Source organism: Actinophytocola sp. (assembly GCF_036378875.1).
Classification (GTDB): domain Bacteria; phylum Actinomycetota; class Actinomycetes; order Mycobacteriales; family Pseudonocardiaceae; genus Actinophytocola.
The window spans coordinates 14,010-27,115 of record NZ_DASUVO010000108.1 but is presented as its reverse complement, the minus strand read 5'-3'; the positions used below and the strand labels follow the sequence as shown (position 1 = coordinate 27,115).

The 13,106-nt window shown below is 71.0% G+C and carries 13 protein-coding genes; 12 read left to right on the top strand and 1 reads right to left on the bottom strand.

Annotated elements, in window-relative coordinates; translation table 11 throughout:
- A partial coding sequence (locus tag VF106_RS32660; protein ID WP_330843753.1) for a hypothetical protein occupies positions 1-1,665 on the top strand: 1,665 nt, incomplete at its 5' end.
- A gap of 342 nt (positions 1,666-2,007) precedes the next feature.
- On the opposite strand, the gene VF106_RS32655 is transcribed toward VF106_RS32660, so the two are convergent.
- On the bottom strand, positions 2,008-2,814 hold the full coding sequence (locus VF106_RS32655; protein ID WP_330843752.1) for a dienelactone hydrolase family protein: 807 nt from the start codon (positions 2,812-2,814) through the stop codon (positions 2,008-2,010).
- A 62-nt stretch (positions 2,815-2,876) separates the two neighbouring features.
- Here VF106_RS32655 and glmS point away from each other — a divergent pair, with 62 nt between their 5' ends.
- The 11 genes from glmS (at position 2,877) to VF106_RS32600 (ending at position 13,089) form a co-directional block, all read left to right on the top strand.
- The gene (glmS, locus tag VF106_RS32650) at positions 2,877-4,739 is read left to right on the top strand and encodes a glutamine--fructose-6-phosphate transaminase (isomerizing) (RefSeq protein ID WP_330843751.1); all 1,863 of its coding nucleotides are present in this window, start codon (positions 2,877-2,879) and stop codon (positions 4,737-4,739) included.
- 4 nt (positions 4,740-4,743) lie between these two features.
- A complete protein-coding gene (locus VF106_RS32645; protein WP_330843750.1) occupies positions 4,744-6,195 on the top strand; it encodes an NAD(P)H-hydrate dehydratase in 1,452 nt (483 codons plus the stop codon).
- Positions 6,196-6,341: 146 nt separating this feature from the next.
- Complete coding sequence (gene alr / locus VF106_RS32640) at positions 6,342-7,460, top strand: alanine racemase (protein WP_330843749.1); 1,119 nt, start codon at positions 6,342-6,344, stop codon at positions 7,458-7,460.
- A complete protein-coding gene (locus VF106_RS32635; protein WP_330843748.1) occupies positions 7,457-8,536 on the top strand; it encodes an alpha/beta fold hydrolase in 1,080 nt (359 codons plus the stop codon). Before alr ends, VF106_RS32635 begins: the two co-directional genes overlap by 4 nt.
- Positions 8,533-8,988 (top strand): tRNA (adenosine(37)-N6)-threonylcarbamoyltransferase complex ATPase subunit type 1 TsaE, encoded by a 456-nt coding sequence (gene tsaE / locus VF106_RS32630; RefSeq protein WP_330843747.1) that lies wholly within the window; start codon positions 8,533-8,535, stop codon positions 8,986-8,988. Before VF106_RS32635 ends, tsaE begins: the two co-directional genes overlap by 4 nt.
- A gap of 16 nt (positions 8,989-9,004) precedes the next feature.
- Positions 9,005-9,706 carry an HAD family hydrolase gene (locus tag VF106_RS32625; RefSeq protein ID WP_330843746.1) on the top strand — a complete coding sequence of 234 codons (702 nt, stop codon included), beginning with the start codon at positions 9,005-9,007 and terminating at the stop codon, positions 9,704-9,706.
- 11 nt (positions 9,707-9,717) lie between these two features.
- Positions 9,718-10,365, top strand: a complete 648-nt coding sequence (gene tsaB / locus VF106_RS32620; RefSeq protein WP_330843745.1) for a tRNA (adenosine(37)-N6)-threonylcarbamoyltransferase complex dimerization subunit type 1 TsaB — start codon at positions 9,718-9,720, stop codon at positions 10,363-10,365.
- Complete coding sequence (gene rimI, locus VF106_RS32615; RefSeq protein ID WP_330843744.1) at positions 10,362-10,835, top strand: ribosomal protein S18-alanine N-acetyltransferase; 474 nt, start codon at positions 10,362-10,364, stop codon at positions 10,833-10,835. Before tsaB ends, rimI begins: the two co-directional genes overlap by 4 nt.
- Positions 10,832-11,869: a tRNA (adenosine(37)-N6)-threonylcarbamoyltransferase complex transferase subunit TsaD gene (gene tsaD, locus VF106_RS32610; RefSeq protein WP_330843743.1), complete on the top strand. Its 1,038-nt coding sequence runs from the start codon at positions 10,832-10,834 to the stop codon at positions 11,867-11,869. The genes rimI and tsaD overlap by 4 nt, the downstream gene beginning before the upstream one ends.
- Before the next feature lie 17 nt (positions 11,870-11,886).
- Positions 11,887-12,777: a TIGR01777 family oxidoreductase gene (locus VF106_RS32605; protein ID WP_330843742.1), complete on the top strand. Its 891-nt coding sequence runs from the start codon at positions 11,887-11,889 to the stop codon at positions 12,775-12,777.
- A gap of 6 nt (positions 12,778-12,783) precedes the next feature.
- Positions 12,784-13,089 carry a DUF4873 domain-containing protein gene (locus tag VF106_RS32600; protein ID WP_330843741.1) on the top strand — a complete coding sequence of 102 codons (306 nt, stop codon included), beginning with the start codon at positions 12,784-12,786 and terminating at the stop codon, positions 13,087-13,089.
- The last annotated feature ends 17 nt before the right edge of the window (positions 13,090-13,106 follow it).

Here is a 13,106-nt window from a genome sequence, read left to right as displayed (position 1 = left end):
TACCAGCACTACTCGGAGAAGTTGGTGCCGAACATCACGGATCTGCTGGAGTACCTGCAGACCTCGCCGGACATGATCGACACGGCGGTCCAGAACATCTTCACGGCGTGCAAGGACAAGGCGAACGACATCATCGCCCTGTACCAGAACAGCCGTGGCACGGTCGGCAGCGCGACCCCGCACATCGCCGAGCAGGTTGTGAAGCTCGCGAGGGGCGAGTTCTCGGAGCAGGAAGAGGTGCTCGAGGTCGCGGCGTGGGTGGACTCGGTGTGTGGCAGCAACCTCGAGTCGACCATCCGCAACGACGCCTGCGGCATGGAGGGGGAGAACAAGGAGTACGTGATCCGCGAGTGCAAGAGGTGGATCCGTGACTCCTTCAACGTCGACCTGCACGACACGATGTACACGGCGTTCGAGCAGGCGTGCGACGACGCGCTCGAAGCGGTGAACTCGCAGTACGAGGCGTTGAACGGCTTCCTCACCGAGTACGAGAACAAGTTCGGCACCCCGCAGCAGGGCCAGCCGCCCGGGTCGACGAACCCGGCGCAGCAGCAACCACCCGGCTCGTCCACGCCGCCCGGTTCGTCTACTCCGCCCGGTTCGTCTACCCCGCCCGGTTCGTCCACCCCGCCCGGCAGCACGCCGTCGGTGCCCTCGATGCCGTCGATCCCGACGCCGCCGTCGTCGTCGACCTCGCCCAGCGGTGCCATCCCGGAGATCCCGACGCCGGGCACGAGCCCGTCCGGTGCGATGCCCGGGATCGGCACGCCGGGCAGCGGCATGCCCGGCGCGATCGACCCGGCGACGGGCCTGCCCATCCCCGGCTCGGCCGGTGGCCTCGGCGTCGCGCCCGGTGGCGGCGTGCCGAAGGAGGTCACGATCAAGGACGGCAACCGCACGATCACCGTGGGGCAGCCGGACATGCGTGGCCGCAGCAAGGTGACCGTCGACGACGGCACGGGCAAGCCCCGCGAGTACGAGGTGGACTTCACCCCCGACGAGCCGGGCGAGACCTACGAGGACGGCGTGATCAAGGCCGGCCCGGACGGCAAGGTCGTGATCCAGGACGGCGACGCGGCCATCACCCTGGAGCAGACCCCTGGCAAGAGCGGCCAGATGAAGATGACGGTCGACGACGGCACCCCGGCCAGCTACGACTTCGACTTCGACGCCGGCACCGACGTGCCGTCCCCCGGCCTGAAGGACGGGCCGACCCCGTCGGGCCTGGGCGGCGACCCGTCCGGCGTGGGCGGTGGCGGTGCGGGTGGCGGCGGTGTCGGGGGTGGCGGTGTCGGGGGCGGCGGAGGAGGCGGCGGCTTCGGCGGCGCGGAAACCCCGGGCATGTCGTCCAGCCCGACGACGACCCCCGGCCCGGGCGCGATGGTCGGCGCACAGGCCCCGAACACGAGTGACCACGCCGCGGCAGCACCGGCAGCGGCCGCCGCGGGCGCCGGCGCGGGTGCCGCCACGGGCGGAGCCCCGATCGGCGGGGCCCCGATGGGTGGCATGGGCGGCGCCGGAGGCCAGGGCGGCGGCGACACGACCCGCCAGAGCAAGTGGCGCACGACGGGCTCCCTGTTCGACGACCAGGACCCGGCCGCCACCTTCAACGGCATAGTGGGCCGCGACCCAGCAACAGAAAAACCCAAGGCCCCGAAACGCTGACGACAGGCCGCGCGGGCTGTGGACAACTCGGCCTGCGCGGCCGAAAACTGTCAGTGCCCACGGTTAGCGTGGAAATCGGGGGCCCCCGGGCGCGCGAGTGGGACTTTCGCTCGGGTTGGTGGGGTGAACGTGTTGCCGGTTGCCCTCTGGTGGGGCGGGACTGTCGGTGCCCGCGGTTAGCGTGGAAATCGGGGGCCTCGGGGCGCGTGAATGGGACTTTCGCTCGGGTTGGTGGGGTGAACGCGTTGCCGGTTGCCCTCTGGTCGAGCGGAACTGTCGGTGCCCGCGGGTAACGTGGAAATCGGGGGGCCCCCGGGTGCACCAATGGGACTTTCGTGCAGGTCAGGCGACCAGTTCGCTTGTGTCCTCGATGGGGGCGCCTTTGACGTCTGCTTCGAGCAGTGGGCGGTAGCGGTCCTGGCCGGCCAGGTGGACCAGGAAGAACGCCGTCAGCAGTGCGCGGGTGATGCGCAGCGCGCCGTGGCTCGGGGAGCCGGGGATCAGCAGTCCGCTCCAGTGGCGGCCCTCGGCGAAGCCCATGTGGTCCACCTTCGGCAGCATGCGGAACTGGACCGGTCCCGCCCAGTTCGCGGCGATCAGCCGGGAGTGCCCCACGGCCGGGGCGACCACGTCGTCCGCGCCCGCCATGTGCAGTGCCGGCATCGAGCACCGGGATGCCGCGTCGGTGGCGAACGGCTTCGTCTGGGACGCGGCCAGGGTCACCACCGCACGTACGCGCTCGTCCTCGGCGGCCGCCAGCACCGCCGCGCCGCCGCCGGTCGAGTGGCCCGCCAGGCCGAGCCGGCCGGCGTCGACGGTGATGTCGCCGTCACCGAGGCGCACCCCAGCGCACACGTCGAGGGTGGTGCGCAGGTCGGCGGCGAACAGCCGGGACGACGCCAGCGGACCACGTTGCGTGCCCGGTGCCGCGACCACCAGCCCCCAGGAGGCCAGGTGGCGGAACAGGCCGAGATAGCGGTCGGCCGGCTGCAACCACCCGTGCCCGAACGCGATCGCGGGCAGGCCGCTGCCCGACCTCGGCGTGAAAACCAGCCCGGGAAGCCCGATGAGCGCCAGGTCACCCCGCAGCACCCGGTGCGGGCCGCGGTGGGTCAGTTCCGCGAACAGTTCCTTGGGCTTGGGCGCCATGCACCGAACCATAGCCGCCCTAGCGAGGGCCGACGCGCAGGCAGGTCGTTACCCTCACTGGCATGTGCGGAATCGTCGGATATGTGGGGCACCGCCAGGCGCTCGATGTCGTGGTCGACGGATTGCGGCGGCTCGAGTACCGCGGCTACGACTCGGCCGGCGTCGCCGTGGTGACCGGGCCGGGAGAGTTAGCGGTCGAGCGCAAGGCAGGTCGGCTCGCCAACCTCGAAGGGCGGCTCGACGAGGTCGGCCGTGACGGCTTCGCCGGGACGGCCGGCATGGGACACACCCGGTGGGCGACCCACGGCGCGCCCGTGGACCGCAACGCGCACCCGCACCGGGACGCCACCAACCGGGTCGCCGTCATCCACAACGGGATCATCGAGAACTTCGCCGCGCTCCGTGCCGAGCTGGAGGCCGACGGGGTCGAGCTGACCAGCGACACCGACACCGAGACCGTCGCCCACCTGGTCGGCCGCGCCTACGCGGACGGGCCGACGAAGGGCGACCTGCCGGCAACCATGCGGGCCGTCTGTCGCCGTCTCAGCGGCGCGTTCACGCTGGTCGTGACGCATGTCGCCGAGCCGGACCTGATCGTCGCCGCCCGCAGGAACTCACCACTCGTGGTCGGGGTCGGCGAGGGTGAGACGTTCGTCGCGTCCGACGTCGCCGCGTTCATCGAGCACACCCGGGACGCCGTCGAGCTTGGCCAGGACCAGGTCGTCACGATCAGCCGGGACGGCTACCACGTCACCGACTTCGACGGCGGGGACGTGGAGACCCGCCCGTTCCACGTCGACTGGGACCTGTCGGCCGCCGAGAAGGGCGGCCACGAGTACTTCATGCTCAAGGAGATCGAGGAGCAGCCCGACGCGCTGGCCGACACGCTGCGCGGCCACTTCGTGGACGGCCGCGTCATCCTCGACGAGCAGCGGATGACCGACCAGGAGCTCCGCAACGTCGACAAGGTCTTCGTCGTCGCCTGCGGCACCGCCTACCACTCCGGCCTGGTGGCGAAGTACGCCATCGAGCACTGGACCCGCCTACCCGTCGAGGTGGAGCTGGCGTCCGAGTTCCGCTACCGCGACCCCGTGCTCGACCGGGACACGCTGGTCGTCGCGGTGTCCCAGTCCGGTGAGACCGCCGACACACTCGAAGCCGTGCGGCACGCGCGTGAGCAGAAGGCCCGCGTGCTGGCCGTGTGCAACACGAACGGCGCGCAGATCCCTCGTGAGTCCGACGCCGTGCTGTACACGCACGCCGGCCCGGAGGTCGGGGTCGCGTCGACCAAGACGTTCCTCGCGCAGATCGCCGCGAACCTGATGGTCGGCCTCGCGCTCGCCCAGGCCCGCGGCACCAAGTACGCCGACGAGATCGCGCGCGAGTTCAACGAGCTGGCCGCCATGCCCGAGGCCGTGCGCAAGGTGCTCGGCACGATCGATCACGTCCGCCGGCTCGGCCGGGACCTAGCCGACGCCAAGGCCGTGCTGTTCCTTGGCCGGCATGTCGGCTACCCGGTGGCGCTCGAAGGCGCGCTGAAGCTCAAGGAGCTGGCGTACATGCACGCCGAGGGCTTCGCGGCCGGTGAGCTCAAGCACGGGCCCATCGCGCTGATCGAGGAGGGCCTGCCGGTGGTGATCGTGATGCCGTCGCCGAAGGGGCGGGCGGTGCTGCACTCCAAGATGGTGTCGAACATCTCCGAGATCCAGGCCCGCGGCGCGCGCACGATCGTGATCGCCGAGGAGGGCGACGAGACGGTCCGGCCGTTCGCGGACGAGCTGATCGAGATCCCGGCCGTGCCGACGCTGCTCCAGCCGCTCGTCGCGACCGTGCCACTGCAGGTGCTGTCCGCCGAGATCGCGCGGGCCCGCGGCTACGACGTGGACAAGCCCCGCAACCTGGCCAAGTCCGTCACGGTGGAGTAGCGCCGTGCTGGGGGTGTGGACGACCGAGCAGGTCAGGGCCGCGGAGGACCGGCTGCTGGCACGCACGCCCGAGGGCGCGCTGATGCGCAAGGCCGCGTTCGGGCTTGCCGTCACCGCCGCGGCGATGCTGCGTGAGCTGACCGGCGGGACGGCAGGCCGGCGGGTGACGTTGCTCGTCGGCGCGGGCAACAACGGCGGTGACGCGTTGTGGGCCGGCGCCTTCCTGCGGCGGCGGTCGGTGGCGGTGACGGCGGTGCTGCTGTCGCCCGACCGCGCTCACCCCGAGGGCCTCGCCGCGTTCCGCAAGGCCGGCGGCCGGGTGTCGTCCTCGCTCGACGACCCGGACCTGGTCATCGACGGCATCGTGGGTCTGCAGGCACGCGGCCCGCTGCGGCCGGCGGCGGCGGCACTGGTCGAGGCGGTGGACGTGCCGATCCTGGCCGTCGACCTGCCGAGCGGCGTCGACCCCAACACCGGCGCGGTCGACGGCCCGGCGGTGCGGGCGGCCGTGACGGTGACGTTCGGCGCGCGCAAGCCGGTGCACGTGCTCAACACCACGCACGGCGGTGAGGTGCGGCTGGTCGACATCGGACTGGATCCGGAGCTTCCGGACCCGGACCTGATCACACTGACGGCCGACGACGTCGGTTACGCGTGGCGCTTCCCCGGCCCCAGCGACGACAAGTACACCCAGGGTGTGACCGGGGTGGCCGCCGGCTCGGCCACCTACCCGGGGGCCGCGGTCCTGTCGTGCGGCGCGGCGGTGCTGGCGACCTCGGGGATGGTCCGGTACGCGGGATACGCGGCGGACGTGGTCCGTGGCCGCTGGCCGGAGCTGATCGCGACGGGCACGGTCGAGGACGCGGGCCGGGTCCAGTCGTGGGTCGTGGGCCCTGGCCTGGGCACGGGCCAGGCCGGCAGGAACGTCATGGCGACGGTGCTGGACGAGGCCGTGCCGACCTGCGTTGACGCGGACGGGATCACACTGCTGGCGTCGAACCCGTCACTGTGGGACGCCCGCGACCCGGACGCCCCGGTGGTCCTGACCCCGCACGACCGCGAGTTCGCGCGCATCGCCGAGCCACTGGGCATCGAGCTGGGCACCGACCGGGTGGCGGCGGCACGCACCCTGGCCAAACGCCTGAACAGCGTGGTCCTGCTGAAGGGCAACGCGACAGTGGTCGCGGCACCCGACGGCCGCACACTGGTGAACCCGGCGACCTCGTCCTGGCTGGCGACAGCAGGCTCGGGCGACGTCCTGACAGGCCTGATAGGCGCGCTGCTGGCAACGGGCCTGGACCCGTGGCTGGCCGCCGGCTGCGCCGCGTGGGTACACGTCCGCGCGGGCGAACTGGCAGCGACCGGCGGCACGGACACAGGCGTTCCTGTCCCCGCCTCCAAGATCATGGAAGCAATCCCAGCCGCCATCCGCTCCGCGCGTGTCCAACGCTCCTGACCCGCGTGTCCAACATTCAGGACCCCTGAGTTCAACAAACGCGTTGACCAAGCGGTCGTTCGGTTCGTTGAACTCGCGGGTCCGTTTCGTTGGACACGCGGGTTCTGGGCGTTGGACACGCGGGCTGTGGGACCATGGGCGGCGTTATGGCTGATCAGCAGCGGCCGCGTGCCGAGGTCGTGGTCGACCTCGACGCCGTGCGGCACAACGTCACTCTGCTTGCCGACCGTGCGCGCGGTGCGGCCACCATGGCCGTGGTCAAGGCCGACGGGTACGGACACGGGGCGCTCCCCGTCGCCCGTGCCGCGCTCGACGCCGGCGCCACCTGGCTCGGCTCCTGCTCCCTCGGTGAGGCGCTCGACCTGCGGGCGGGCGGCATCGCCGCCCCGATCCTGAGCTGGCTCGACGTGCCGGAGACCGATCTCGCCCCTGGTATCGCGGGCGGCATCGACCTTGCCGCGTCCAGCGTCCGTGAGCTGACCGCGATCGTCGACGCGGCCAGGAAGACCGGCACGCCAGCCCGGGTGCACCTGAAGATCGACACCGGCCTGTCCCGCAACGGCTGCTCGCCCCGCGACTGGCCCGACCTGGTCGACATGGCGGCGAAGGCACAGTCCGAAGGGGACGTCGAGGTGGTCGCCGTCTGGTCGCACCTCGCGTGCGCCGACGAGCCAGGTCACCCCGCCAACGACCTCCAGGCCACGCGGTTCGCCGCCGCGTACGACGTCGCGGTGGCGGCCGGCCTTCGCCCGTTGCGGCACATCGCGAACTCCGCCGCCACGCTCGACCGCCCCGACCTCCACTTCGACATGGTCCGCGTCGGCATCGCCATGTACGGCCTGAACCCCTTGCCGTACAAGGAAAACCTGCGTCCGGCGATGACGTTCCGGTCCTCGGTCGCACTCACCAAGCGGATCGACGCCGGCGAGTCCGTCTCCTACGGACAGACCTGGACGACGCCGAGGGACACGAACGTCGCACTGATCCCCGTCGGTTACGCCGACGGCGTGTCCCGCGCGCTCTCCAACCGCATGGACGTGTGGCTCGCCGGCAAGCGCAGGCCCATCGTCGGCCGCGTCTGCATGGACCAGATCGTGGTCGACTGCGACGACGACCCGGTGCGCGAGGGAGACGAGGTCATCCTGTTCGGCGACGGCTCCCGCGGCGAGCCGACCGCCACCGAGTGGGCGAACGTCCTGGGCACGATCGACTACGAGATCGTCACCGGCATGTACCGGCACCGGGTCGTGCGGAGCTACCGGTGACGGTCTCCAAGAAGGTCGGTGCGTTGATCGGCACCGCGATCGGTGTCGCCGCGGCCGGCACGGCCATCGCGGTCGGTGTGTCCCGCAGACGGCACGAAGAGCCGCCAACGGACCACGAGAAGCTCGGCGGCCTGCCTCCCGACCGCGAGTACACGGTGATCACCGACGACGGCATCGAGCTGTCGGTGGAGGAGGTCAACCCGGCCGATGGCGGCAAGCCCGCGCTGACCGTCGTGTTCGTGCACGGCTTCGCCCTCAGCCGCGAATGCTGGTACTTCCAGCGGAAGGCGCTGGCCAGGCTCGCAGAGCCACGTGTGCGCCAGGTGCTGTACGACCAGCGCAGCCATGGCCGATCCTCGCGCGCCAACGAGAAGACCAGCAGCATCGAACAGCTCGGCCGCGACCTCGGCGAGGTGCTGAACAAGGTCGACGGCCCGGTCGTGCTCGCCGGCCACTCCATGGGCGGCATGACGATCATGGCGTTGGCCGAGCAGCGGCCCGAACTGTTCGAGGACCGGGTGTGGGGCGTCGCGTTCATCGGCACGTCGGCCGGGGAGATCGGCAGGAGCGGCCTGCCCCGGCCGCTGCTGTCCCGCTACAACCCGCTCACCCGCAACCTCGGGCGACTGGCGGACTGGCAGCCCGGCCTGGTCGAGTTCGTGCGGGCCGCCGGCGGTCAGCTGACCCGCAGGGCCGTGCGGACCCTGGCGTTCGGTCGCAAGGACGTTCCTCCCGAGGTCGTCGACTTCACGATGGACATGCTGGATGCGAACCCGGTCCGCGTGCTGGCCGACTTCATCGAGACGCTGGGCACACACAACCGGTACGCCGCGCTCGCCGGCCTCAAGCACACGCACGTGCTGGTGCTGGGTGGCGACGCGGACCGGATGACGCAGTTCTCGCACGCCGAGCGGATCGTGGTCGAACTGCCGGACGCCGAGCTCGTGCGCGTGCGCGGAGCAGGACATTTGGTGATGCTGGAGGAGCCGCAGGTCGTGAACGACCACCTCGTGATGCTGCTCCAGCAAAGCGCGTACGGCCGGGAGAACGGCCGCAAACGGTGGTGGCGTAGATGAGCGTGGAACTCCGGACCGAGCACGACACCCTCCGGTTCGGCCGCAAGATCGGTTCGTTGCTCCAACCCGGTGATCTGGTGTTACTGTCCGGCCCGCTCGGCGCGGGCAAGACGGTACTGGCCAAGGGCATCGCGGAGGCACTCGGCGTCGAGGGCAGGGTCAGCTCGCCGACGTTCATCATCGCCCGCGAACACCCACCGGCACCTGGAGGAAAGGGCATTCCTTTGGTGCACGTGGACGCCTACCGACTCGGCGACGACCTCGCGCAACTCGACGACCTCGACCTGGACACCGAGTTGGTGGAGGCCGCGGTCGTCATCGAGTGGGGTGAGGCCGGAGAGCGCCTTTCGGAGGATCACCTCCTCGTCACGCTCACTCGCTGTGACGATGACTCCCGCCTGGCGGAGGTCAGGCCATCGGGAAAATGGGAAAACCGCTGGCCGGGGGTTTGAACGTACCCTGGAGTGCATGCGTGCGGTGATCTTCGACTGGGGTGGGACGCTCACCCCCTGGCTTCCCATTGACCATGTGGCTGCATGGCGTAGCTACGCCGATCACCTGTTCCCCAACGACGCCGCCCGGGCCGCCGAGGTCGCGCGGGCCATCGTCGACGCCGAGGAGGAGCACTGGATCGTCGCCCGTGACCACCACAAGGCGTTCACCATCGCCCAGGTGCTGGAAGCCGCGAACGCGCCGATGCACGACGACGGCATCGCGGCCTACCGCACGTTCTGGGACCCCTCGACCTACACCCACCCCGACGTGGCACCGACGGTCGAGGCGCTGAAGGCCAAGGGCCTGCGGCTGGGCGTGCTGTCCTCGACGCCGTGGCCGAAGGAGTGGCACGAGGAAGTGCTGCACCGCGACGGCGTGCTGCATCTGTTCGACGCGCTGGTGTGGAGCTCGGACCTGGAGTACACGAAGCCGCACGCGGAGGCGTTCCTGCACGCCATGCGCGCGGTGGGCGTCGACGATCCGGCCGACTGCGTCTACGTCGGCGACCGGCTCTACGACGACGTCTCCGGTGCCAAATCGGTCGGTATGCGTGCCGTTTTCGTGCCGCACAGCGACATCCCGGCGTACCAGCGGGTGCCGGTGGACGTCGAGCCGGACGCGGTCATCGAGCGCCTCACCGACCTCCCCGACGTGATCGAACGCTGGCACAACTAGGCTTGACGGCCGTGCTGGTACTTGCGGTGGACACCGCGACGCCCGCGGTCACCGCCGGGGTCGTGGATATGGCGGACATGGTCGTGGTGGCCGAGCGTGTGACGGTGGACGCGAAGGCCCACGGTGAGCTGCTGACGCCGCACATCCTGGCCGCGCTCGCGGACGCCGGCCGCACGCTCGCCGACGTCGACGCGATCGTGTGTGGTGTCGGCCCCGGCCCGTTCACCGGGCTGCGGGCGGGCATGGCCACGGCCGCGGCGCTGGGACAGGCCCTCGCGCGGCCGGTCTACCCGGTATGCACGCTGGACGCCTTCGCGGCCGTCGAGGAGGGCTCGCTGCTGGTGGCCACGGACGCCCGGCGCAAGGAGGTCTACTGGGCCGCCTACGACGCCGCCGGCACCCGGATCGCGGGCCCGTCGGTCGACAAGCCGGACCAGCTGCCGGAGCTGTCGGTGGAGCGGGTCGCCGGCAACGGCGCCACCCTGTACGACCTCGGCCTGCCCCACACGGGCCGGGAGTTCCCCACCCCGCTGGGGCTGGCGCGCGTGGCCAGGGCGGCCGTGCTGGACGGCGCCAAGCCGGGCCCGTTCACGCCGCTGTACCTCCGCCGCCCGGACGCCGAGGTGCCGGGCGCGCGCAAACGGGTGACCGCGCGGTGAGCTTTCAGCTGGCGCCGCTGCGCCGAACGGATCTGGACCGCTGCGCCGAACTGGAGATCGTCTTGTTCTCCGGCGACGATCCGTGGCGTGCGTCCGCGTTCCGTTCGGAGCTGGACGCCGGCCACTACTACCTCGGGGCGTACACCGGCAACGAACTCATCGGTTACGCGGGCCTCTCCGTGCACGGCCGGCCAGGCAGCGCCGAGGCCAACGTGCACACGATCGGGGTCGACCCGGAATGGCAGGGGCAGGGCGTCGGCCGTGCGCTGCTGCGAGCCCTTCTCGCCCATGCCGACGAGTTCGACGCGCCCGTGTACCTCGAGGTGCGCACCGACAACGAGGCCGCCATCGGCCTCTACTTGGCACACGGCTTCACCAGGATTGGCATGCGACGCCGGTACTACTGGCCGTCCGGCGCCGACGCGTACACCATGGCGCGCCCAGCACGGGTCGCCGAGGAGGCCACATGACGATCATTCTTGGCATCGAGAGTTCCTGCGACGAAACGGGTATCGGCATAGTCCGGTTGGGCACCGACGGCTCCCTGACGCTGTTGGCCGACGAAGTTGCGTCCAGTGTGGACCAGCATGCCCGGTTCGGTGGCGTGGTGCCGGAGGTCGCGTCGCGGGCGCACCTCGAGGCGCTGGTGCCGTCGGTGACGCGTGCGTTCGAGGCCGCCCAGCTCGAACTGTCCGACGTGGACGCCATCGCGGTGACGTGTGGACCCGGCCTTGCCGGCGCGCTGCTGGTCGGGGTGTCGGCGGCGAAGGCGTACGCGGCCGCGCTGAACGTGCCGCTGTACGGGGCGAACCACCTGCCCGGCCACGTCGCCGCCGACACGCTCGAGCACGGGCCGCTGCCGTCGCCGTGCCTCGCGTTGCTGGTCTCAGGTGGACACACGCAGCTGCTGCGGGTCGACGACCTCGCCACGAAGATCACCGAGGTCGGCTCCACGATCGACGACGCGGCCGGTGAGGCGTACGACAAGGTCGCGCGGATCCTTGGCCTGCCCTACCCCGGCGGTCCGCCCATCGACAAGGCCGCTCGGCGGGGCAACCCGTCCGCCATCCACTTCCCGCGTGGTCTGACCGGTCCGCGGGACGCGCCGTACGACTTCTCGTTCTCCGGCCTGAAGACCGCGGTGGCGCGGTGGGTCGAGACACACTCCGACGGGAACATCCCGGTGGACGACGTGGCGGCGTCCTTCCAGGAGGCGGTCGCGGACGTGCTGACCGCGAAGGCCGTGCGTGCGGCGGTCGAGCTGGGTATCGGCACGATGGTGGTGTCCGGTGGTGTGGCGGCGAACTCGCGACTGTCCGCTTTGGCCTCGTCACGCTGTGCTGAAGCAGGAATCGAGCTGCGGGTGCCGAAACCGCGCCTGTGCACAGACAATGGCGCGATGATCGCCGCACTGGGCGCACACCTCGTCGCCGCTGGCGTCAAGCCGTCTTCTTTGGAACTTTCGGCAACTCCGGGACTACCCGTCAGCGTTGTGTCCACCTAACCCGTACCCTCGATCGGGTGAAGGTCGCCGTCACCGGAACCAGCGGGCTGTTGGGTCGCGCGCTGGTGCGCCAACTGCTGGCGGACGGGCACGACGTGCTGAGGCTGGTGCGCAGGCGGCCGGAGGGGCAGGACGAGGCGCTCTGGTTCCCCGAGGTGGACACCGAACGGCTGCGTGGCGTCGAGTCGGTGGTGCATCTCGTCGGGGAGCCGCTGGTCGGCCGGTGGACGCCCCACCAGCGGGAAGCCATCCGCGAGTCGCGGGTGTCCGGCACCCGGTTGCTCGCGTCCGCGCTGGCCAGCATGTCCGACGGACCGCAGTCGCTGCTGTGTGCGTCGGCGACCGGGTTCTACGGCGACCGCGGCGCCGCCGAGCTGACCGAGGAAAGCCCGGTGGGCGAAGGCTTTCTGGCGTCGGTGTACCGCGACACGGAGGCGGCCGCCGAGCCCGCGGTGTCGGCCGGGTTGCGGGTGGCGCAGTTGCGGTTCGGCATCCTGCACTCCACGGAAGGCGGCGCGCTGTCCGTCCTGCTGCCGATGTTCCGGCGCGGTTTCGGGCTGCGGGCGGGGAACGGCACCCAGTGGGTGAGCTGGATCGCCCTGTCCGACGCGGTGCGGGCGGTCACGCACGTGCTGGACTCGACGTTGTCCGGGCCGGTGAACGTGGTCGCGCCGAACCCGGTGACCAACCGGGAGTACGCGAACACGCTGGCGTCGGTGCTCCACCGGCCCCGGTTGGTGGCGCTGCCGCCGCGGCTTCTTCGCCGGTTCTTCGGCGCGGGTCTCGCGGACGAGGTGCTGCTGGTCAGCACGAGAGTCCTGCCGAATCGCCTCCTGAGCAGCGGTTTCCAGTTCGGTCACCCCGCGCTGCGCGAGGCTCTGCAAAACCTGTTACTTCCGGTAACATGAACCGGTATGGAAGACGGTTACACCGGTGAAGCGACCCTCATCGTCGACGGCACGTCGCTGACGGTCGAGGTCGTGCTGCGGGGCAACTTCGAGCCGGTCGACGGCCGCTACCACTGGTACGGCCGAATCCAGGCGAACCCCGGCCTGTCGGTCGACGGACGCAAGCCCTCGGTGGTTCTGCGCACCCCGTTCGGTTCGGCCGCGGGCACACTGTCCGATCCCGACACATGGGGCCGCTATCGGGTCACGGGGACGAGCCGCCCGCCGTTCGAGGTGCCGGTGACGCTGGCGGACCTGCCGCCGGGAAGCTGACACGGCGGCGAGGGCAC

Bases quoted from the DNA above. Each gene is read 5' to 3' on its own strand.
- VF106_RS32655 (WP_330843752.1), bottom strand. From the start codon at position 2,814: ATGGCGCCCAAGCCCAAGGAACTGTTCGCGGAACTGACCCACCGCGGC.
- glmS (WP_330843751.1), top strand. From the start codon at position 2,877: ATGTGCGGAATCGTCGGATATGTGGGGCACCGCCAGGCGCTCGATGTC.
- alr (WP_330843749.1), top strand. From the start codon at position 6,342: ATGGCTGATCAGCAGCGGCCGCGTGCCGAGGTCGTGGTCGACCTCGAC.
- tsaE (WP_330843747.1), top strand. From the start codon at position 8,533: ATGAGCGTGGAACTCCGGACCGAGCACGACACCCTCCGGTTCGGCCGC.
- VF106_RS32625 (WP_330843746.1), top strand. From the start codon at position 9,005: ATGCGTGCGGTGATCTTCGACTGGGGTGGGACGCTCACCCCCTGGCTT.
- tsaD (WP_330843743.1), top strand. From the start codon at position 10,832: ATGACGATCATTCTTGGCATCGAGAGTTCCTGCGACGAAACGGGTATC.
- VF106_RS32600 (WP_330843741.1), top strand. From the start codon at position 12,784: ATGGAAGACGGTTACACCGGTGAAGCGACCCTCATCGTCGACGGCACG.